A 22227-nucleotide genomic window follows, 5' to 3' on the forward strand; every position below is an offset into this window, starting at 1 on the left:
TAATTTGAATTGACAATGCATTGACTAAAGGAGAAAGAATGGCTATTACTTATACGATCCAAGAAAACTACTCAACTCTGACAAAATCAGAAAAAAAAATCGCTGACTACATTTTGTCCAGCGGTGAAAAAATCGTGCACAGTACCATGAGCGACATTAGAGAAGCGACGAAGGTCGGCGACGGAACCATTATTCGCTTTTGCCAAAAAATTGGTTTCTCAGGTTTTTCTGATTTGAAAATCGCGATCGCCAAAGAGGATTTCAGCAAACAGCAGGAAGACTCGCAGGAATCCGACCTTTTTGATAAACGGACGAAAACGATCAACAATGCGTTAAAAACGACGAATCAGCGTCTGGATAGCGAAAAACTTCAACAGGCGGTCCAATTGATCACAAATGCTAATCAAATCTACATCTTTGGTGTAGGCTCCAGCGGCAATACCGGCAATGATCTCGAAGCTATGCTGCTGCGTGTTGGTGTTCAATCTCGTGCAGTGATCGATCCACATTTTCAAGCACAGATTGCCTCTTTGTTAACAGAAAAAGATTTGGTTATCGGATTTTCATTATCAGGCAGAACCAAAGATACCTATGATTCAATGGATATCGCAAAGAAAAATAAGGCCAAGGTAATTGCTATTACAAATTATCAGCTATCACCAATCGCGCAACTAGCCGATATTGTGCTGCAAACCGCCATTGAAGAGTTCCTAGACGGTGCTTCCTTGGCAGGAAAAATCTCTCAATTGTACCTGTGCGACTTGCTTGTTCAGCGATACGAAATTGAAAATAATGTAAATTCTATTGAATTAAGAGAAACTGTTTTACGCTCTATTTTGGATAAAAGTTTGGATTAGCAAAAGAACCGCTCACCCCAGAAATGTATTTCGAGGGTGAGCGGTTCTTTTTTCGATTGATTTAACCGTTCTAACTAAAAAAAACTGTCTATTCTAATCGATAGACAGTTTCAAAATATTATTGTGCAGGCTGTTGAGCCGCATCTGAGGTTTGTGTACCTTGTTGGTTCGGATCAGCCGCTGGCTGCGGATGCGTCGCAAAGTATTGCGCTTCGCGGTTTTCTGCATTTTGCTGCAGGTTGTAATAATAGAAGCTGATATCATTATTTAAGTAAGATCCAGCTGGATAAAGTTTGCGCGTACTTTCCGGCATTTCGTATTTTGCTTTATCCACGGTTGAAGAAACAACTAAACCTCTTGTTCCATCGACGGTCGCATCAGCAAGATTCATTTCTTTCGAGTAATCTCCGCTGTCATTTCGTACATAAGAACCTAAGTTTTCTGCTGCGGTCGCAGGCGTCCCATCCGTTTTCCAGTTGATTGGGTTGATGGCTAATGCACCTTCATCCCATGTTGGCAATTCTCCAGTAAAATCAGGAGAGACCGTATTATATGAAACAACTACACCAGTATCATCTGGGCCCGTTGCAAATTTCACTTGCGGATTGTCGTTCATTTCTTGCTGTGTCACTGATTGTCCAAGTACATACGCCGCGATCATGCGGTCGCTGACACCAGGATTATTTTTGAAATAATCATACATAATAGCTTTGATCATGCGCGCCCCTTGGGAATGCCCCACTAAGATAAAGGGACGATTATTATTTTCATGCTTAATGTAATAGTCGAAAGCCGCGTAAACATCAGCCTTTGGAATACCATCCACATATTCATTCTGTTCTGCTTTTGATTTTGAGTACAGCCAATTTGCATCTAATTGACGATAATATGGAGCGAAAATATTTCCGCTAGTATCGAAGGCCGATCCCTGAGTCGCTAGGAATACTTGCGCCCCTGCACGCATCGTCGCATTATCGATTTTCGCTACAGGTGATGAATTTTTATCCTTTTGTGCATAGGCTGTTGGATAAAGCATGAAGACATCCGCTTGGCTAGTGATTTCTGTTGGTTTCGCCAACCAATTGCCGGAATCGCTGTAATCGCTGGCTTTGATCGTCTCGCCAGATTTTTCAGGCTCTTTTGCTTTCTTGATCGTAGTTTTACGTGTTTCTTGTTTCGGTGTATCCTCTTTGCTGAAAAAGGTTGTATAGGCGTAATACCCGCCAGTACCTAACACAGCTATAATGACTAATCCAATTAGGAATTTTTTCATCGTATCCTCCAAGTAAAAAATTTATGTCCCTTTCTATTATAGGGGAGTTGAGTTTTAATTGACAAATTTCGTTGGGATTTAATGAAAAAACAAAAAGAGCCGAAGCCCTTTTTATCCTTGTTTATTTGCTTCCAACGCATTAGACAAACGGGCGAATTCTTCTAACGAAAGGGTTTCACCACGACGTTTTGGATCAATCTCAGCCTGCTGCAAACTGGTTTCTAGCCAAGCTCTCTTGGCCTCATCTTTGCCATAACTATTTAATAGATTGTTCCACAATGTTTTACGTCGTAAAATGAAGGCGGATTTAGTCAATTTGAAAAATTCCTTCTCATTCGTTACTTCGACCGCTGGCGTTTCTCGGCGAACGAGACGTAAAATCGCAGAATCTACATTCGGCTGCGGAATAAATACCGTCTTCGGCACGATAAAAGCAGTCGTTGCTTCCATGTAATATTGTACGGCGATCGATAATGATCCATAAGCCTTTGTTCCCGGCTTAGCTGAAATCCGATCTGCTACTTCCCGCTGCATCATGACCACCAGCTCATCAACAGCAAGGTCAGATTCTAAAATATGCATCATAATCGGTGTCGTGATGTAATATGGCAAATTCGCTACAACTTTGATCGGACCAGCTTGATCAAAATATGCTGTTTCCTTCGTTAAATCAACTTTCAAAATGTCGTTATGCACGACTTTGATATTATCATAAGGGCTCAATGTATCAGCTAGAACTGGAATCAATCGATCATCGATCTCAAAAGCCAATACTTGATGGGCCGCGCGCGCCAGATGTTCCGTCAATGCGCCAATCCCTGGACCGACTTCAATCACGTTAGTGTGCTCATCAATCTCAGCAGTAGCGACGATTTTATTCAAAATATTTGGTTCAGTTAAAAAGTTCTGACCAAGACTCTTCTTGAAAGAGAATCCATGTTTTTGCAGGATTTCTCGGGTTCTCGAAGGTGTTGCTATATCTTTGTTCACAAAGTTTCCTCTACTTTCCTCATTGCCTCATGCAGTTGTGCTTCGGTGATTCGAAACATCGTTAAACGTTTCTCCAATTGTTTGGCATTCGTATAACCAATCTTCAGTTCATCACCCAGCCGTTCACGGCGTTCACGGGCTTGAGCTCCCGCTATTAAACCATAATCCAACAGCGTTTGTCTAGCTATTTTTGGATCATCATTCTCCGCTGGCGTCACAACTTTATGCAAGGCGTCAATAATCGCTTCATCACTGGCATGCTCTACCCCAAGACTAGCGCCGCGTTTTTGCGGTGCCGCCATTCTTCTCGATAAAAAAGCATGTTGTGCATCCGGAATTGCCTCCATGATCGTCTTACGAATCTTTTCACCAGAAAAATCAGGATCGGTAAAGACGATCACACCACGTGTTTCTTGTGCATGTTCAATTTGTTCTAGGATCGCTTCATTGATAGCTGATCCCCGTGTTTCGATCGTGTCTACGTCAAAAACTTCCTTCAACCGTTTGGTATCATCTTTGCCTTCAACGACGATGATCTCTTCGATTTTTTCTTTAGTCATGGGCATTAATCCTAAACAAACGATGGGCGTTTTCTGTTGTTTGCTGTGCCACTTCTTCCATTGGCAAATTCCGTAATTCTGCAATTTTTTCAACGACATAGCGAGTATAGCCCGGTTCGTTGCGTTTGCCGCGATACGGCATCGGCGCTAAATACGGTGCATCCGTTTCGACTAATAATTTATCTATTGGCACGATGGTCGCAGCCTCTTGCACATCCAATGCCTTCTTGAAAGTCACGACGCCTGAGAACGAGACATGCATCCCTAAATCTAAGAAACGTTTTGCCCATTCGCCGCTGCCGCTGAAACTGTGCATGATACCGCCAATATCGCGAATATCTTCCTCTTTCAGAATCTTGTAGGTATCTTCCATCGCGTCACGTGTATGAATGCTAATTGGCAAGTTCATCTCTTTAGCGATTGCGATTTGCCGACGGAACACTTTATCCTGAACCTCTTTCGGATCTTCCATCCAATAATAGTCCAATCCGATCTCGCCTAACGCTACCACTTTCGGCAAGGTCAATTTTTTGATCAAATCCGCTTCAATTTCTTTTGTGTAGCTTCCCGCCTCTGTGGGGTGCCAGCCGATGATGGAATAAATTCCTTCATACTGTTGGTTTAATTCCAAACTCTTTTCAATCGTTGGCGTATCGAACCCGACGACCGCCATCTCTGTCACGCCCAGTTCTCGTGCTCGTTCGACCGTTTCTGGAATTTCGTTTTCAAATTGCTCTGCATTCAAATGCGTATGAGAATCAAATATCATTTGTAGTCCTCCTAAATCAAAATCATTTTAACTATCTATCTTGGAAAATCCGCTCAATTTCCGAGTTCAGCTAGAATCAATTTATTTTAACACACTGCCTGCAAACAAACGAAAATCTAATACAACAAAAAGAACATTAAAGCTAAGATCGCCTAAATGTCCTTTTCCCTTCTACGATTTCAATAAAAGCTCGATTTTATCCAAGACACTCTCTTGGTTGTTCGATCCGATGATTTCATTGGAAGCCTGTTTTACTTTTTCCTGCGCATTGTCTACAGCAAAACTTTCCCCAGCATATTTCAGCATCTCGATATCATTACCGCTATCGCCGAAGGCTGCTATTTCAGCCGGATTGATTCCCCATTTGTCGCTTAATTTTGCTAAACCAAATGCTTTATGAACTCCCGGAATGATTAAATCAATATCCCCATGCCCACTGGAAACGGGAATCATTTCTCCAGCTAAAATATCTGTTAAAGCGGCCAATTTGGCTTCGATCCCGGTATTTGGAAATGTCAGAGCAAATTTGAATATCTCGTCCTCTTCCGCCGCAATCTCTTCCAGCCTATCGAGTTTTTTATTGCTCGGATAATAGAACTGCACATTGTTGAATACCTCTTCAGGCATCTCTTGTGAAACATAAGCACTCTTTTTGCCACACACCACAGTGACTGTCGGTTCAAGCGCCTCGAGCCCTGTCAAAACCTTCATCACTTTTTCTATCGGCAGTTGCGCGTTATAGTAATCATTGCCTTCAACGATAATGTTTGCTCCATTTTCAGAAACGAAGGACATTTCTTTGTGCAGCTCGGGAAAAAAGCTTTTTAATTGATCATATTGATTTCCGCTGGCAACAACAAATTTGATGTCCTTTTCTTTTATTTGATGGAAGATTTTTTCGAATCTTTCCCGATTATATTCTTTCTGATCATCTAAAAATGTTCCATCCATATCTACCGCAATCATTTTGATAGTCATTTGCCTCATCTCCTTCTTCTTATTCGTCCCCACAAGAGTACCATAAACTATGGGACGCATTTCAGGTCAAGCGAATTTTGATGAAAACTAGGTCTAAATCCCTATGAAAATCCGCCGAAAGTCGGATGCTCCAGCTAAATTTTCTCTCTATACTAATTGTTGAGGAATGATATACGACAGAAAAGTATATCCATTATTTAGAAAGAGGTGAATTTTATGCCTAATTTTCAACAAGATTTTCCGAATGCTGCCCGCTATTTAAAACAACGCTATCCAGACAAAGAGCCCTTAAGCAGTTTTTGGCATTGGGCAACATTAGTCCTATTCGCTATTTTATGTATCGCAACGATTAAACAACAGTTATTGTTGATTGGGATTTTGATCCTTGTCGCTGCTTTGATCAAAGGACCGGGGATCTTACTTTTCGGTGCGATTTATTCATTGTTGGTCAGTTTCTTTCCGCCAATTGGGATCGTTCTTTCAGCACTTTTCTTCTTATTTAATATTCGTTTATTAACGAAAAGCTGGCGTGTGAATATCGTCACCTCACTATTTTACTTGTATCCGTTAGGGTTGAGCTTGCTACGTTACTTCACTCATTGGGATGCGGCATGGCAGATCGGTCTTGAATTATTGCCAGGACTATTGCTATTGCATTTTGTTTTGATGCAGGTGTACTACTTCCATCCAAGCGCCCGGCAAGTGGCTTGGACCGTGTTAGCAACACCGTTTGAATTAATCTCACTCGTATTACCTAAGCGCTTCAAGAAACCGTTTCGGACTACGGCACAACCAACTAGAATCAAGCGCTAATAAAAAGGTCGTTAAAAGAAGGTGTTTCCTTCTTTAACGACCTTTTTTTGAATCTAAGAAACATGTTAAAATAAAAGCATACACCTACCGTAATTTGAGCCATTCTATTAAAGGGGGGACTGACATGATCGCAAAATATGAGCTTCCAACCAACGAAGAGCGGTTGGCTAAGGAATTTGAGAAATTAGGTCGGCAATTCTTTGATAAGTTCGATGCAAAGAATTTCACACAAGCCTATAAAATTTTAGATCAGCTAACACATGATCCCCACCGTTATCCTCAAGAAACGAAGATCTATGTCAAAACTTCAAGGCTTATTTAAACTACAAAAAGGACAGCAAGAAAATCATTCGATTTCCTTGCTGTCCTTTTTTCTAAGAATCCTGTGATCATCTACGATCCGCTCTCTATGGGGCCGAACCGGTCCCTTTCAACCTGCTAGCTTACTGATGAGCTGCTGCAGCTGATAAACATCCTGATTCGTTAAGAATGGATCGATCACAACAGTCGGATACTCCTCCGGTACTTCTTCCACACTGCTGGACGTAATCAGCGCATCATATTTTTCCAATTCTGAACGATTGATATTCACATTACTCAGTTTCTTCTCTACATAATGAACTTCAAAATTCCCGTAGATTTGATTTTCGATTTGATTGCCTAGGAAAAATTCTTCTGTTGGCGACAGCTCGGACAACAGCAGCAACTTCAACGGCCGGTCGCAACTAGCCAAAAGCGTTAAGCTTTGAGGAACCATTGTGATCAAGATATAGACATAATTCCAAACAAAGTCCTGATCTTGATAAAATTGATAACGTCTAACAAAGTGATCAACAATCTTTTTCACTTTTTTAACTGCTTGATCGTGGGTCTCCGACAATTTTTCTAAAAAGATTTTACGTTGACGGAACAAAATATCGATCAACTGTCCATCCGGCTCATAAATCCGATGCTCATTCATCAATACAACTGCCAATTCCTGTTTCTTGTCATTCCCCAACGAAAAATTCAAGAGACTATCAAAATCCTCCACCAATTCTAAATGGCGATAATAATAATCCGCGTACTCACCTTCTTTTCGTAAGGCACTATGCAGCTGGCTCTTGCTGGCTATCACTATATCGGCATAGGACAACCAGAGGCAATCTTTGATCTTATCCGAAGACAGCTTCACGCGAAAAACTTCCAACGCCATTCGTTTGAACGCATCCAGAATTTGTCTTTCCGGCAACATCAAATCACTGCTTAACTCGGATTTTGGATAGTAATGGCCATTTTTGATCCGCCACAGACTAATGTACATGTTATACCCTAATCGTTTACGGGAAATGTAGTTGTCCTCAAGTTTATTCACTTGGATGAATTGATTCACCAAATCTGTGATGGCCTTGATCTGGAATTCTTTCAAATCACGATATAATGAATCCAAACGATCCGACTTCTCTATGAAATAACGATAATACATATGGCGAATCACACTTTCGTTTCCTTCCAATCGCAATGGACGGTACTGTAATGTGATCCCGGTTTTCAGCAAAATACTCTCAATTTTTTTAAGGTTTCGCTGCGTTTTTGAAGGACTCAAAAAGAGTTTTTTCGACAAATCAATAATGTTTTCGCATTCTTCATAAAGCAGCTCTTCGATAATTTGAAATTCCGGAGATTGCTGAATCGTATCCGCGTATAAACGATTGATACTGACATGCGATTTGATTTGTAATTGATAAAGTCCTTTGTATTTCATGATGCGAAAAGCATCCTGCTGACTATTAATCAGCTTAACATCTTTAAGTAAAACAGATAGCGAGCATTCTAACTCCTCTAGTAATTGGTCACTCGATAGACCGGTTCGACAGGCATAAAGTAATTCAACTAGACGCAAATGTCGAAGATTGCTCACCCCTAAAATATCTCTAAAATTCATATCTTCACCCTCTTCACTAACTCCTAAGCTTAACCCACCAACAATTGACTCTAAGGAACTAGAAGTCATCTTTGTACGAACCAAAACCCCTTTTGTCTCGTACTGAATCGTCTCTCACTAAATCCTTTTGGGGCAATTAAAATAGTGTCTATCCCTCCCTTTTTATTCTGATAAAAGAAAAAGCCGAGCAACAAATCAAATTCTTGCTGATTATCGCTTCGGTTTATCCGTTGACTTACTATATAATCATGGTAACTGATATAAGACTTCTCTGCTTTTGTCTCCCAAAAATTCACAATCGTTATTTTACCCCAACATAATCCTTAAAAATAAATTCCATAACGATCTCCTTCAGTTATTTAATTCACTTTTTAAAATAAAAATAAATTTTTTTAGAAACTAATAGTTAAATATTTTTTGTTTCGTTTGAATTATTGGAATTTTTGAACTTAAATGAATAAAAATAAAGACTTTTTCTTTTAGAACCTTGGACGAAAATCTGTTTTATCCATCTCTATATAACTTTATCTATCACAAAAAGAGCCATTCCTTCGAAAAAGAATGGCTCTCCACTATATTATGCGGCTATTTAGCAGTACGAATATTGACAAATTTGACATCTATATATTCTTCAACCCCGTATGTGCCGTTTTCACGTCCAAAACCAGAATGTTTTACACCACCAAAAGGTGTAGCCGAGTTTGAAATGTCTGTATCGTTGACACCGACCATTCCATATTGTAATTTGTTACTCACATTTTCAACTGTGTGGATATTGGTTGAAAAGAAATAAGAGGCTAATCCAAATTCTGTATCATTTGCGTCTTCGATGACTTTTTCCTCATCCTCAAAAGTAATCAATGGAATTACTGGTCCAAAGGTTTCTTGATAGAAAATATCCATGTCCTTCGTTACCTCATCCAATACAGTCGGTTCAAAGAAGTTCCCGTCAGCATAATCGCCATCTTCCAACTTATGACCGCCAGACAAGATTTTCGCACCCTTATCAGTCGCGTCTTTCAATTGTTCGACGACCTTTTCGACCCCATCTTGATTGATCAAAGGCCCCGTCGTCGGGTCATCTAAACCATTTCCGACAGTCACATCTTTGATTGCTTCCACGATTCGATCGGTGACTTTTTCTTTGATTTCTTTATGGATGAAAATTCGGTTGGGTGACGTACATACCTGTCCATTATTAATAAATTTTGTTTGAATCAATGTCTCCACTGCCCGTTCGATATCAGCATCTGGGAAAATAATGTACGGCGCATGTCCCCCTAACTCCATTGAGACCTTTTTCAGGCTCGGTGCTGCTTGTTCATTTAGCGTTTGGCCGACTTCGGTCGAACCAGTAAACGTGATTTTTTGTACGTCATCTGACTCTGAAAGTATCGTTCCAATCGTTGAAGAATCCCCTAAAACGATATTCACAACACCATTCGGGAAGCCTGCTTTATCAAACAGTTCCATTAAGGCTAGTGATGATAGCGGTGTTTCCTTCGATGGTTTTAAAATTACCGTACAGCCAGCCGCGATTGCTGGTGAAATTTTACGAATAATCATATTTGATGGGAAATTCCATGGAGTGATCGCTCCCACGACCCCTACCGCCTGTTTACGAACGTGCCACTGATTCGTTGCTGGTGAAGGGATGATTTCGCCTAGTAACCGTTGTCCTTCCGCCGCATTCCAGCGTAAATTTTCAACATTCGTTTGAATCTCGCCTTTGGCTTGAGTCAACGGTTTGCCTTGCTCCATCGTCATGATCGTCGCTAAACGATCCGCGTCTTCTTCCACGAGATCCGCCATTTTGTTCATTAATTCAGCCCGTTCGGCCGCTGATTTTTGCGACCATTCAGGAAAAGCCTCATTCGCCGCTTTAATCGCTGAATTGATTTCTTTTTCGCCCCCGACATGGACCTTCGCTAATGTTTCTCCTGTTGCAGGATTTGTCACTGGTTTTGTTCCTTCTGAGCCTTCCACCCATTCGCCATTTATATAGAGACGTGTTTCGACTGCTGGTAAATCTTGATGTTTTGCCATGTGTCTAATTCCTCCTATTTTTCATGTCTAGTAGTGGTCGAATTCTTTCAACAGCATTTTTAATTAGCCGTTTACTACATAAATAACCGTAACACGGATAAAAATAAAGCTCAAAAAATCGGCTTAACCCTTAAAAAATAAAAAAAGAGACAAAAAAACAGGATAAGCAATCTGCCTATCCTGCACCCGTTCACCCTATTCACTTTCTATTTTTTCCTTAGCTCTTCTTTCTATAATATAACCAATAGACCCCACTTAGTAATCCAGCCGTTATGGCCAGCCCAAACGCTATCTTAAAGAATAGCTTCGTGCTGGTGCCCCCAGTTCTTGGAAGCACGCCTGGTAAAGCTTTTTTGTTTTTGATCGTTAAGCTGACAGAATTTACAGTATTGCCATCCGAAAGTACATACGTGGCCGATATAACATTCGGGTGTTCAGCAAATGTTACGGTACCATCTAGATTAATCGTAAATTGGAATGCTGGTTCCATTAATCGATGACCCTCTGGCGCTTCTGTCTCTCTCACTTGATAAGTTCCATGCTTTAAACCTGCAAAAGAAAAAAATGGGATATCTTCTTTTATTTTTTTCTTATAATTATTCGGACCAGTTACCTCGAATTCAGCACCGCCCACTGGTATTCCATCATGCCCAAGTTTCGCGATGTATAAATTGTAATCCTTCAACTTATTTATCTTATTAACCGGTGTCGAACTATTATCCATCGTAGTTTCTACAATATACTGTGTATTACCTCCTTGGGTCACCTTCTTTTCGACGGCTTTCAGGTTAATATTTTCCATCTTCTTAAAACCTTTCGGTACATAAGTTTCCTCAATGATAAACTCACCAACTGGGATATCTCTGATCGTCACTTTTCCATCTTTATTCGGCGTAAGATCCTTAACTAATTCTTTTCCATCCGTTCGCTTTACCGTAAACTTCGGTAGATCACTACCTTTAAATGGTGTCTTGCCATCTTCTAGGAATTTGTTGAAGATCGCTTCACCTTTTAACAAACGGTTGACGATTTTGGCAGTTCCATCACCTTTAATACGTAAAGAGTTATATGAGAACTCTCCTTGTATATCCTCTGGTGCAGCATAGCCTGATGTTTTCCCTAATTCCACAATTCTATGGACCGTATCTTCTTTGTCTGTTTTAAAAGATCCTTTCCAATTACCATTTTTCTCCGAAAGAGTGACCGTTTCAACATCTTTCCATTGATTGTTACTTTTTTCTTGAATCTTAAAATCTACACTATTACTGCGTTTTCCCCAATAATTTTCTGTTTCTTTGTGTTTGTCCTCCCAGACCTTCTCGATTGGAATCGTGATGTCTTTCTTCAAATCATTCTTGATTACGTAACCCGCACCTTTATTGTCAACGAACGTAATAGTAACTCCATTCCCCGCAGCGTTCTCGACTACCTTGATTGGAACATCAGCCATTGCTAGTTGTGCTACTCAACGGATAACTGAGTGGTTTGCCAAAGTCTTTTTCAAACTGACCATCACTAAAGAAATAGGCTCCAACACGAATATTCTCATCAACTTTTGCTTTTTTAAATTCTTGTATTATCTTCGCCAACGCACCATTCGCTCTATCGCGCCGGTTTTTTCCATTGATTACTGCGTGCCCCATTGTTCCTGTATTATCTACCAAAAAAACAACATCTACACCTGGTTTGTAGGTAGTATTTCCGCGAACATTGAGACGGATATTGAATTCATCTTCCTTGTCTGTTGCGTAAGCTAATTTTCGCAAGGATAGATTGGGATTTGTGCGATCAGCTCCATAATTGATATAGGATTTTGTTCGATTGTCTTGAGACACATTCCACTCCGTTACACCGTCCCACACATTTGCTGAATCCGCAGAATTCCCTCCTTGGTGATTTCGAATCGTCTCAGCTTGTCCTGTTGGCGACCACGCATTTGCTGGATATTTGCCATCCGTAGGCGAATCCGTATATACGGGGACTTTATTTACATATTGATTTTGATATGCGGTAATGCTTCCACTTCTGAGCGTAGACTTCATTGAAAGTTGTGGTCCAATAACACTATTCTTTTCCTTACTTTCGGTACTAGAGACGCTGCTTTCCTCTTTTTCGCTAGTACTCTCCTTTATTTCCTTCTTCTGTTCTTTTTTGATTTCTAATTTAAAAGGCTTCTCTCTCTCTAAAATATTTTCTTTGATTTCGGAATCCTCAGCTAATCCTTTTTCATCCATTTGAAGATAAAGATACAGTGTCTCCACTGACTTTGGTAAATCCAAAACAATTTGCCCATCCGCCATTTCTGTATAATTCTTTTCTACTAACCACTCTTCATTTTCTTCCATATTCTCAACATTGGGATAATTAATCTTAATCTTTTTTTCATCGAGTACTTTGAATTTCAGACGTTGTTGACTATCTTCTTCACTTCGTCTTTTAAAAGCAATCTTCCATTGAGTCAAATTATCTTTCGTATTATAGTCATACTCAAGTTTTAAATTGCTTTCATCAATCAATTCTATCTTTGTAGTTCCCGCATGGGCTAGTTGTATATCCACAAAACTTTTTACTACAAAAGAAAAAATGATCAATAGTACAATCACTAATTTAATTCTTCTCATTTCATGTTCTCTCCTTTCCACAATTATTTATTGCTATTACTATCACAATAGTACCCGATTCTACTTTTCAGCGTTGTCCCGCTTCAAAGTGAAAATGACGTTATCCTTTTACTGCAAAAACCTTTTATTATAAGAAAAATGAAAAAAATAGGGTTATTTGAATAATTAATTTAATTCAATATTAAGTTAATTGAAGTTCATTTTATATAATAAATATTTAGCGTTTGGATTCAAAAAAGACACTAAAAATCACGTTTTTTAGCGTCTTTCATCAAACATCAAAAAAATTCTCTTTATTCCTAAATAGCGAAATTGAGAAATTACAAAATTTGAAGATTTACTCTATAACTAAACATCAAATACAACTGATTATTAAGATCAATTAGTGTGATTTATTCTCAACTTTTTTATATTATTTTCGTTTATGACCGTTCGCGGTTGACTCCGAGTGACTTTTTGATAAAATCAGTTTGCCTAGCGGAAAATAGGCATGGATCAATGTTTAAAGGTAGCCGTTGGACGGCTACCTTTTGTCATGTATTATGATCAGCAGTTCGAAAATTTCGTTCTATGGTAATATTTTTTACTAGTCTATTAACCAGCTCCCATTCCTAAAAAAACAGGTTTCAATCCCAACTGAGATTGAAACCTGTTTTAGATACATCTGTAATTAGTAAATGTTTATCAGCTTTTTACTAATTCCTTTGTACAATTAAACTTCAAACTGTACGCGACGGTAGCGAATAATCGCATAGCCCATCAAGCCAAGACCGATTACGATAAAGGCAATGATTCCCATACCACCAGTTGATGGTAATGTTCCGCCTTTAGTTGTATTTTCGATTTCTTGTGGTGTCGCACCTTCATAGGTACCTTCAGCAACTGTAAATGCCACGTCATTCGGTAATTTTTGGAAGCCGCCTGGTGCTTTTGTTTCACGTAAGAAGTAATCGCCATACTGTAGACCTGTTACTTCAAATGTACCATCTGCTTCAGATGTATATTTCGTAGCTGTTGCGAAATCTTCATTCGGTCCAACTGCTGTCCAAGTCATTGTATCTGCTCCAGCTGTTAGATAGTAATCTGTTCCACCAACACGTCTGATCACTACGAATTCCGCGCCGCCCAATGGATCTTTAGATCCAGCTTCGACTTTGAGGAATTTCTTACCACCAGTTTTGATCGGATCAATCGGTGGGTTCACTTTTATTTCTTCATCTCCGTCATGATCCATCGTTACTGTAAATTCGTTGTTGATGTCACGATCGACTGGTGTATTTTCAGTGAATGACACCGTGTAGAAGAATTCGATTGTTTGACCAGCGTATTGACTCAAGTAGTTTGCTGTTGCAACACCCGCCGCACCAGTCAAATTCATTGAAAGGTTAAACCCAGCGTAGTTTGCCCATGGTGCAGTCGTATTTAGTGGTGTATAAGTTGCGTTAGCCAAGAATGTCGCTTGAGGAATATCCGTACCATTGATAGCGATACGATCAAGTCCTTCAAATTTCACACCTTCTGTATCTACTTCATCGTGGAAGTCTAATTGGCTGTAACGCGGAACACCGTTTTCAATATCCCCGATTTGGTTAGGAATCATGAAGCTTGCACGGTAGTGAATTTGTTGACCAATTTCAAAGTTGTAACCGCCAGAAGGTTGTGGCAATGGATTACCATCTTCGTCCACTAATTCCTTTTCAGGATCTTCGCCTTCTACTTTGTTCTTTGGATACAATTGAATATCCGTGATTTCGTCATTACCATCTTTAAGTGGTAACATCAAGATCAAATTGTACGATCCAAGTTCTACACCTGGTGAAGCATGTTCTTCAAAATAGTACACTTTGTAAGAGCCGTCAGCATTAACAGCACACCAGCGATTACCAATATTCCTGCAGCTAAAAAGAAGCCTCGAATTCCGAATGCGCCTGTTCGCGGTAAAACTCCTTCCTTTACTTTCTTGTTCGTTACTTTTAAATCAATGGTATTCCTTCCACCATTAATTCCTCCTGAACCACTAGCATTCGGATGGTCAGAGATTGCGACGCTTCCATCTACCTTAATCTCAAAAATGATTGGTTCACGAATCCGCTCATAGCCGTTAGGATTATCTGTCTCTGTCAATGTATAGATCCCAGGACGTAAGTTAGCGAAATTAAAGATTGGCCCATTGAATTTTGTTTCTTCGTAGTTGGGACCTGTCAATTTGAACGTTGCGCCTTCAAGCTGTCCGTCATCCATATCAACCTTCTCGACACTCAGTGAAAAGTCCTTCAATTGATTGCTCACATGATAGTCGCCCGAATTATTATTTACCTCAAATAGAAGCGATGTTGGTGGATTATTCTCTGTAACATTAACTGTAAAATTCGTCATTTTTTGGAAACCTTGCGGAACATAGGTCTCTTCCACGATGTAATTTCCTATTGGAAGACCATTGACTGTGACTTTTCCAGAATTATCTGGGGTTAGATTTTCCACTAAGATCTTTCCATCCTCGCGTTTCACTTGGAACTTCGGCAAATCACTGTCAAACTTCGTTGCCCCATCACCCATAAATTTCCAAAATGAATAATCGCCTCGCAGAAGTTCATTGGTGATTTTCACTCCTCCGGCAGCCAGTGTTTCCGAGGTAAAACTGGATTGATTTACACTCGCTTGTTTATATCCGTTGATTCGATCCGATTCAATCACCCGATACGTATGTTCTGTCCCCCCTCCAACAGGAGAGAAATTTCCTTTCCATTCATGATCCTTGTCCAAATCGATGGATTCGAGATCTACCCAATCTGATTCGTCTTGTTTTTGCAAGGTCGCCGTAATCTTTTCTGGTCTCATTTCCCAATAATTTTCCGTTCCTTGATGCTTATCAGACCAAACTTTTTCCACAGGAATGACAAAATCATCTTTTTTGAATTTTACAGAAGGAATCCCAAATTCAAGCTTGTCAGTCGTTCGTTCTGGTGTAGGTTCCAAAAAAGTGTCCCCATTTGCCTGATACCATTTTCCAGATTCAAAGGAAGAATCGGTCGTTTTTAACCGGACGGTGTATTCCAGTTGTATTTCTTGATTTTTCGATAGATTGATATTATTCACTTTGATCAAACGACGATTATTTTCTACGGAAATCTCTGGTTCATCAAGTCGTTCAATTTGCGGGTTTCCATTATTGACCTGACTCCAGGTAGGTTCACCCACCAACTCAACCATTTCCCCCAATGGATCGGTGATCACGCCTTTATCAACGGTTCGAATGATCGTGTTATACCAATTTTTAAAATACTCAGTTAAATCATCCCCATTAGACACATCATAAAAATGAAAATCAGAAGCGACATCTTCGTTGGGCCCATTGGTCGCATTCGCTTTTTTCGTTGACATTTTATACAATCCGCGAATTTGTTTATCACGGCTGCCAGAGGGTTCTTCAGGATGAACCATTAGTTTTAAAGCAATCGTATGAATTTCAATCCCAGCATTCTTTAAATCCATCGCTGTTGAATTGGTTGTTGTCATGTGGCTGGTGATTACATTTTTATAGGGTGGATTAATTGCCGTTGTCATTTTTTCCGTATTTGAGTTTAACGACTTTCCTCCATTATAGTTCTCTTTAGTTCCCTTAACGAAATTTGTGAAATAGCGTTGATCGGGGTACATATCCAAATTTGGGGTCCCCGAATCATTTGTTTCCCAGCTGCGGTTCGGCGCACCATCAGTTAGAACGAACAATAATTTATGACGATCTGGACTGGGGGACGCATCAAAAATATCTCGTGCTTCTTGTAGTCCTCGCTGCGTAAAAGTTACCCCGCCAGGAGTTGCTTTAGTGTATTCACTCACCATCTTATCCCAATCCGCCGTATTTTTAGATAGTTTAAAGGGGCGAGTCTGTTTGGGATCTGAACCGCCGCCCCATGATTGGTACCTGGAATAGTCAGAAAAAATCTCCGCACCTATCCGAATATTTTCTGCTGCTGGTTCATTGGTTTTTTTCAGCTCGTCTACGATCTTTTGGAGAGCCAAATTCGCATTTGTTTTTCTAAAGGCCTCGCCAGGCGCTAAATCTCTAGTAGATTCCATTGATTGTGAGTTATCCAATAGAAAAACGATATCTACTCCCGGTTTATAAGTCGTATTCCCTTTAACATTCAGCTTAATTTTAAACTTCTCAGGATCGGATGTCTCTTGTGCATATTTTCTTATTTGAATATTTGAATTTGAGTCGCCATCTCCATAATTGATATAGGATTTAGAGTAGTTATCACTTGCAACATTCCAACTGGTTTCACCATCCCAGCCGGCTTTTCCTGCAACGCCCCCTTGATGATTGATAACATTTGTTTGCCCATCTGGCTGCCACGAATACTTCGGATGCCTTCCTCCATCAGGTTTATATTCGGTCACTTTATTTTCATATAGTGCTGCATACATTTGGTTTGCCGCAGCTGTCACTATAGAATTATTTTTTTGTTTTTCCTTTTTTGGACCTACAAATTTTTCTGAACTAACCGTTGTCTTTCCTACTTCTTCTTTGATATCTACTTTTTCTGAAGAGGTTGTTGTCTCTTTATCCGCTGCTTGGTGTGCCTCAAGAACAAATGGTTCTTTTCTATCCAAAATGTTTTCTTCGATTTTCGGTTCATGTTCGTTATCTTCTTTTATTGCTTTCTGCTGATCTATTTGTACGTATAAATTTAATTTCTTGATTGACTTGGACAGATCAAATTTCAGCTGGCCTTCTTTCTTAACTGAAAACTCCTTTTCAGTTAACCACCCATCTTTTTCAATCATGTCCGTTATTTCTGGATACTCAATTGTCTGATTTCTCTCATCAGTTATTCGTATCTTCACTCTTTCGTGATAGCCTTTTTCCTGACTCTGGTGATTGAAATTCACTACCCATTGACTTGATTCTTTGAGCCTTTCACGGCTATAAGAAAGGCTCAAAAATTTCTCATCAATCAGTTGAATTGCATTCGTTTCTGCTCGAGCAATCATTACCGTAAACGTTGCTTGAATCATACTCAATAAAGTCACCATGACAAGCATCAGGATACCTATTCTTTTCATGTTATCTCCCCCTGTTTCTATAAAAAATAATCTATAAATACCCTACATACTTCCATTCATCTTATGAGACAACCATTTTTATTTTTTTGTTTACTCATAGATTATTTACTTCTTATATACAACTTAAGAGTAGCAGAATTTATTTTTTATTCATTTTTACTTTTTTCTTAAAGCCTAGTTATTAGAAATCAAGAGGGTACTCCAATAGACGCCTGTTTCCATTTATATAAAACGTTATTAAGCTCGATTATTTTACTTATTTTTAAATTAATGAATCCTCAAAATCACAATTCTGAATAAACCATTCGAGTTCTTTTGTATTTTGATCAAAAACAATTAGAAACTATTTTTAAGTTCAAAATACTTCAATTCCCCGCTGTTTTCTTCATTGATAATCAAATTCGTTGTTTGATCCACTGGTTACCGAGCAACGGCATAGTACGTTCCTTTTTTGATTGATTTTATATTGCGGTTCTTTATTAGAATAGATTGGTTCGTAAATTCTTTTATTCTACTAGTCAATGCTCTCTAAAATTTGTTCATCATTATTCTCACTCTCGAGTGCTCCAGTCTGTACGATTTCGATCGGTCCCAATAAATTCAAAAATTATTGAAATAAATAATACCCGATCAAAAATCTGCTCTTTCTCATCTTTTATTCCTTTCAATGCTCGTAATCATTTGCTGCTACAGCATACAGATTCGTCATTCCCATAAAATATGTTGTTAATTTCATTAAGGTCTGAATAAAGCTGGTATATAGGTAAAAATGGGCTTCCTCATTTTAATTATTCTGTTTGTTTGTCACTAAAGATTTCAATACTCACAATTATACTTTTTCGTTAAACCTAAGAATATTTCGCTCGAAAAACTGCAAAAAAAGAGTACGGCAGTTTGCCGCACTCTTCTTTGACACGTTATTCAACTATCGTTACTTGATCTTTCTTTTCAGCAATCTGACTGATCATATCTTGGATTAAACTAGTACTTTGCGCAGTCAAAAACGGATCGATTACAACTACCGGGTAATCCTCCGGCAATCCCTCAGAAGAACCCGTCGTAATTAAACAATCGTATTTTTTTAATTCATCCAACAGTTGCGCATTTCCCACTAATAATTGTTCGAAAAGAACGATTGAAAAATTTCCATAGACATAATCATTGATCTGCTTCGCTAGAAAACTTTCTTCCGTCGGCGTTAAATCAGACAGCAGCAGTACTTTCAATGGATGATCTTGCTTCGACAACCATTCCAAACTGTTTATTTCTGTTGTAATCAGTAAATATACGTAATTTAAGATGAAGTCATTTTCTTGGTACATCTGATATTTTTCTACAAAACGTTCAACTAATGATCGAACCTTTTGCAGACCACGACCGTATACCTTCGATACTTCCCGTAAGAAAACAGTCCGATTCCGCCACAATATCCCAATGTATTGACCTTCAGGATTATACAAATAGAAGTCATTGCATAAAACCGTCGTCAAATCGATCCTATCTTGTTTAGAAAGATTGTTTCCCGTCATTTCATCGTACTCTTTAGCTAATTCGAAGTGTCGCATGAATAGTTCCTGATACCTAGGGTTGTCCGTCATCGCCAGTTCCCGGTGAGGAATACTAAAGACGATTGAATCAGAAAATATTGACCACAAGCAATCCTGCAAAATCACTGGACGCAGATCGATCCCGACAATTTCTGTCACAACTCGTCTCAATTCCTTATAGGAAGCATCAAACGGGAGTTTAATTCCCAGCGTGCGCAGCTCCTCTTTAGGAAAAGGATGGTTATTCTTGATTCGCCATAAACTAATAAAAATGAGGTAGACTAAATATTTCTGAAAGACATATTTCTTCCAGATAGTATTCACTTCCACAAATTCTTTTACGTAGGCTTCAATTACATGATACTGCTCCGGAGTTAGATTAGGCAGCGTACTTTCAAACGCATCCTGACGCTCACTATAAAAGCGGTAATAGAACGTTCGAATCTCGCTCTCATTCCCTTCAATTCGCAAGGGCCGATAATTCAAAGTCATGCCTGCTTCAGACAACGTTTTCTCGATTTTTTTTAACGCTCGTTGTGTATTTGACGTACTTAGATACAGTTTTTTCGACAACGTCGTGATACTGTCGCATTTTTCATATAAAAGCTCTTCAATGATCTGAAACTCTGGGCTTTGATTCAAAATATATGCATAGACATTCCCCAAACTAACCTTCTGATTCATCTCCAGACGATATAGACCCTTCACTTTGATGATCTGATAGTACACGTGACGTTCATTGATCCACTCGATATCATTCAACAAAATCGGTAATGAACATTCCAACTCGCTCAATAATTCATCACTTGCTATGCCATCCGATCGATAATACAGTTTCTCTACTAATGCTAATCGTCGTGTATCACTTGTTCCTAAAATTGATCGAAAGTCCATATTGATCCTCCCTAATCTAACCCAACCACTGTCTGATCAAAATAATAATTATCCCTTAAAACACCCAACAACTTTTCAATAAAACCAATATTTGAAAACGTCTTCTTAATAAAAATAATAAAGCTAATAATAATCGAGGACAAGTAAAAACTAGAAATACAGTAAAAAAACATTCGTTCAAATAGTAGTAAAACATTTTATGAGTGCTTGACGAACAAAAATCTAACAAATTCCCCAGAAAAAAAGTACGCCTTCCTTATCAGAAAACGCACTTCCTTTATGTTGTTAAACTTAACGCTACAGCAGTTTCTTCTATTATAAGTAGTAAGTTAGATGTTTTGTAATTATCTTGCTAAAAGACTCACTTAAATCAACCTGCCAGATTGCTGACCAGGTGCTGCAATTGAACAATGTTTTGATTCGTCAGATATGGATCAATGATCACTGTCGGATAATCATATGAAATCTCTTCAACGCTGCTTAGGGTAACCAGCGCATCGTACTTTCTCAATTCCTTTTTTCCAATTTTTATATCTCGCAAACGTTCTTCCACATAGTAGACTTTAAAATTGCCATAAATCCGCTCTTCGATTTGTTCTGCCAAAAAGGTCTCTTCAGTTGGCGATAGTTCTGAGATCAGCAATAATTTCAATGACTTGTCATAACTGGCCAGCAAATTTAGACTTTTAGGAACCATCGTGATTAATAAGTAAGCATAGTTCCAAACAAAATCGTCCTCTTGGTAGATTCGATAATACTTAACGAACTCTTCTGAGATTTTTAGAACCTTTTTTACAGCCTGGTAGTGCGACTCCATCATTTTTTTCAAAAAAATCGTTCGTTGACGATATAAAATATCAATGTATCGCCCTTTAGTTGGATAAATTCGTTGATCATTAATTAAAACGACCGTCAGCTCACTTTTCTCTTCTTCTTTTAAAGTATTACCAATTAAACTATTAAATTTTTCTACGAGACCATAGTGTTTTTGATAAAGATCACGGTAGCTGCGACTTTGCTTCATCGCCGATTTCCATTGATCTTCCCCGAAAACCAACATGTCCGCATAAGACAACCACAAGCAATCTTTAATCTGTTCTTTTGAAAGACGGATCCTAAAAACTTCTAGTCCCACTTGTTCAAAAGCTTCCAGTGTCTCATCATCCGGCAAGGTCAGTGGGCTGATTAGGTCTTCCTTAGGATAATAGCGGCCGTTTTTAATACGCCATAGGCTAACGTAAATATTAAAGCTCAATCGTTTTCTAAAAATATGTCGATTTTCTAAATGGTTCACTTGAATAAATTGATCCACCAAATCGGTGATTGCCTTAACTTGATAACCCAGCAGCTCACCAAATAATGATTCGAGGCTGTCTGATTTTTCTAAAAAATAGCGATAAAAGAAGTGACGAATCACACTTTCATTTCCTTCTAAACGTAAAGGTCGATAATCCAACTGAATCCCGATTTTTTTTAGAGTACCTTCAATTTTCTTTAGATAGCGTTGTGCATTTGAAGAACTTAAAAAAAGCTTGTTAGCTAAATCGCCAATACTCGGATATTTTTCATACAGTAATTCTTCAATAATTTGAAATTCAGGGGATTGCTGTACTACTTCAGAATATAAACGGTTTATACTAACATGCGGTTTAATCACTAATTGATAAAGGCCTTTATATTTTTCAATGTTAAAATTATCCTGTTCATCATTGATGAGTTTGATATCTTTTAACAGAATGGGTAACGAACAATCTAATTCTTCAAGTAATTGATCACTAGGCAACCCAACTTGGCTCGCATAAAGTAATTCAACAAGTCGTAAACGCCGTAAACTACTTGTTCCTAAAATCTCTCTAAAATCCATTTCCTCATTCCTTTTTCAGTT

General features: G+C 38.8%; 16 protein-coding genes. 3 read left to right on the forward strand and 13 right to left on the reverse strand.

The features are described from left to right. Positions 1-38: 38 nt before the first annotated feature. The gene (locus tag PGP85_RS15925) at positions 39-857 is read left to right on the forward strand and encodes a MurR/RpiR family transcriptional regulator (protein ID WP_010740980.1); all 819 of its coding nucleotides are present in this window, start codon (positions 39-41) and stop codon (positions 855-857) included. 118 nt (positions 858-975) lie between these two features. On the opposite strand, the gene PGP85_RS15930 is transcribed toward PGP85_RS15925, so the two are convergent. From PGP85_RS15930 to PGP85_RS15950, 5 genes are all read right to left on the reverse strand, one after another. Next, positions 976-2130 (reverse strand): DUF3089 domain-containing protein, encoded by a 1155-nt coding sequence (locus PGP85_RS15930; protein ID WP_270328413.1) that lies wholly within the window; start codon positions 2128-2130, stop codon positions 976-978. A 111-nt stretch (positions 2131-2241) separates the two neighbouring features. Next, on the reverse strand, positions 2242-3120 hold the full coding sequence (gene rsmA / locus PGP85_RS15935) for a 16S rRNA (adenine(1518)-N(6)/adenine(1519)-N(6))-dimethyltransferase RsmA (RefSeq protein ID WP_270328414.1): 879 nt from the start codon (positions 3118-3120) through the stop codon (positions 2242-2244). Beyond that, positions 3117-3680, reverse strand: a complete 564-nt coding sequence (gene rnmV, locus PGP85_RS15940) for a ribonuclease M5 (RefSeq protein WP_010740989.1) — start codon at positions 3678-3680, stop codon at positions 3117-3119. Before rnmV ends, rsmA begins: the two co-directional genes overlap by 4 nt. After that, positions 3673-4449: a TatD family hydrolase gene (locus PGP85_RS15945; RefSeq protein WP_010740990.1), complete on the reverse strand. Its 777-nt coding sequence runs from the start codon at positions 4447-4449 to the stop codon at positions 3673-3675. The genes rnmV and PGP85_RS15945 overlap by 8 nt, the downstream gene beginning before the upstream one ends. 171 nt (positions 4450-4620) lie before the next feature. Further along, positions 4621-5427 carry a Cof-type HAD-IIB family hydrolase gene (locus tag PGP85_RS15950; RefSeq protein WP_010740991.1) on the reverse strand — a complete coding sequence of 269 codons (807 nt, stop codon included), beginning with the start codon at positions 5425-5427 and terminating at the stop codon, positions 4621-4623. Between the two features lie 216 nt (positions 5428-5643). Here PGP85_RS15950 and PGP85_RS15955 point away from each other — a divergent pair, with 216 nt between their 5' ends. Then, on the forward strand, positions 5644-6240 hold the full coding sequence (locus tag PGP85_RS15955; RefSeq protein ID WP_010740992.1) for a hypothetical protein: 597 nt from the start codon (positions 5644-5646) through the stop codon (positions 6238-6240). Positions 6241-6364: 124 nt separating this feature from the next. Then, positions 6365-6562 (forward strand): hypothetical protein, encoded by a 198-nt coding sequence (locus PGP85_RS15960; protein ID WP_010740993.1) that lies wholly within the window; start codon positions 6365-6367, stop codon positions 6560-6562. A 108-nt stretch (positions 6563-6670) separates the two neighbouring features. Here the strand turns inward: PGP85_RS15960 and PGP85_RS15965 are convergent, their stop codons facing one another. The 8 genes from PGP85_RS15965 to PGP85_RS16000 all read right to left on the reverse strand — a co-directional run bounded on the left by PGP85_RS15965 (position 6671) and on the right by PGP85_RS16000 (position 22206). Then, the gene (locus tag PGP85_RS15965; protein WP_034709481.1) at positions 6671-8164 is read right to left on the reverse strand and encodes a helix-turn-helix domain-containing protein; all 1494 of its coding nucleotides are present in this window, start codon (positions 8162-8164) and stop codon (positions 6671-6673) included. 585 nt (positions 8165-8749) lie between these two features. Beyond that, positions 8750-10210, reverse strand: a complete 1461-nt coding sequence (locus PGP85_RS15970; RefSeq protein WP_270328415.1) for an NAD-dependent succinate-semialdehyde dehydrogenase — start codon at positions 10208-10210, stop codon at positions 8750-8752. Between the two features lie 217 nt (positions 10211-10427). Further along, entirely contained in the window at positions 10428-11660 is a 1233-nt protein-coding gene (locus PGP85_RS15975; protein ID WP_270328416.1) for an MSCRAMM family protein, read from the reverse strand. Further along, positions 11653-12831: a vWA domain-containing protein gene (locus PGP85_RS15980; protein WP_270328417.1), complete on the reverse strand. Its 1179-nt coding sequence runs from the start codon at positions 12829-12831 to the stop codon at positions 11653-11655. Before PGP85_RS15980 ends, PGP85_RS15975 begins: the two co-directional genes overlap by 8 nt. A 712-nt stretch (positions 12832-13543) precedes the next feature. Continuing rightward, positions 13544-14674, reverse strand: coding sequence for a SpaH/EbpB family LPXTG-anchored major pilin (locus PGP85_RS15985; protein WP_270328418.1), 1131 nt, complete (start codon positions 14672-14674; stop codon positions 13544-13546). Further along, positions 14638-17901 carry a VWA domain-containing protein gene (locus PGP85_RS15990; RefSeq protein WP_270328419.1) on the reverse strand — a complete coding sequence of 1088 codons (3264 nt, stop codon included), beginning with the start codon at positions 17899-17901 and terminating at the stop codon, positions 14638-14640. The genes PGP85_RS15985 and PGP85_RS15990 overlap by 37 nt, the downstream gene beginning before the upstream one ends. Before the next feature lie 917 nt (positions 17902-18818). Then, on the reverse strand, positions 18819-20342 hold the full coding sequence (locus PGP85_RS15995) for a helix-turn-helix domain-containing protein (RefSeq protein ID WP_270328420.1): 1524 nt from the start codon (positions 20340-20342) through the stop codon (positions 18819-18821). A 370-nt stretch (positions 20343-20712) separates the two neighbouring features. Beyond that, positions 20713-22206 carry a helix-turn-helix domain-containing protein gene (locus PGP85_RS16000; RefSeq protein ID WP_270328421.1) on the reverse strand — a complete coding sequence of 498 codons (1494 nt, stop codon included), beginning with the start codon at positions 22204-22206 and terminating at the stop codon, positions 20713-20715. Between the last annotated feature and the right edge of the window lie 21 nt (positions 22207-22227).

This window comes from Enterococcus malodoratus, from assembly GCF_027659535.1.
Lineage (GTDB): Bacteria > Bacillota > Bacilli > Lactobacillales > Enterococcaceae > Enterococcus_A > Enterococcus_A malodoratus.

Excerpts from the sequence above, each read along its gene's own strand:
- PGP85_RS15965 (WP_034709481.1), bottom strand. The coding sequence starts at position 8,164 with ATGAATTTTAGAGATATTTTAGGGGTGAGCAATCTTCGACATTTGCGT.
- PGP85_RS15945 (WP_010740990.1), bottom strand. The coding sequence starts at position 4,449 with ATGATATTTGATTCTCATACGCATTTGAATGCAGAGCAATTTGAAAAC.
- PGP85_RS15960 (WP_010740993.1), top strand. The coding sequence starts at position 6,365 with ATGATCGCAAAATATGAGCTTCCAACCAACGAAGAGCGGTTGGCTAAG.
- PGP85_RS15975 (WP_270328416.1), bottom strand. The coding sequence starts at position 11,660 with ATGGCTGATGTTCCAATCAAGGTAGTCGAGAACGCTGCGGGGAATGGA.
- PGP85_RS15980 (WP_270328417.1), bottom strand. The coding sequence starts at position 12,831 with ATGAGAAGAATTAAATTAGTGATTGTACTATTGATCATTTTTTCTTTT.
- PGP85_RS15930 (WP_270328413.1), bottom strand. The coding sequence starts at position 2,130 with ATGAAAAAATTCCTAATTGGATTAGTCATTATAGCTGTGTTAGGTACT.
- PGP85_RS15955 (WP_010740992.1), top strand. The coding sequence starts at position 5,644 with ATGCCTAATTTTCAACAAGATTTTCCGAATGCTGCCCGCTATTTAAAA.
- PGP85_RS15995 (WP_270328420.1), bottom strand. The coding sequence starts at position 20,342 with ATGGACTTTCGATCAATTTTAGGAACAAGTGATACACGACGATTAGCA.
- PGP85_RS15925 (WP_010740980.1), top strand. The coding sequence starts at position 39 with ATGGCTATTACTTATACGATCCAAGAAAACTACTCAACTCTGACAAAA.
- rnmV (WP_010740989.1), bottom strand. The coding sequence starts at position 3,680 with ATGACTAAAGAAAAAATCGAAGAGATCATCGTCGTTGAAGGCAAAGAT.
- PGP85_RS16000 (WP_270328421.1), bottom strand. The coding sequence starts at position 22,206 with ATGGATTTTAGAGAGATTTTAGGAACAAGTAGTTTACGGCGTTTACGA.
- PGP85_RS15990 (WP_270328419.1), bottom strand. The coding sequence starts at position 17,901 with ATGAAAAGAATAGGTATCCTGATGCTTGTCATGGTGACTTTATTGAGT.
- PGP85_RS15970 (WP_270328415.1), bottom strand. The coding sequence starts at position 10,210 with ATGGCAAAACATCAAGATTTACCAGCAGTCGAAACACGTCTCTATATA.
- PGP85_RS15950 (WP_010740991.1), bottom strand. The coding sequence starts at position 5,427 with ATGACTATCAAAATGATTGCGGTAGATATGGATGGAACATTTTTAGAT.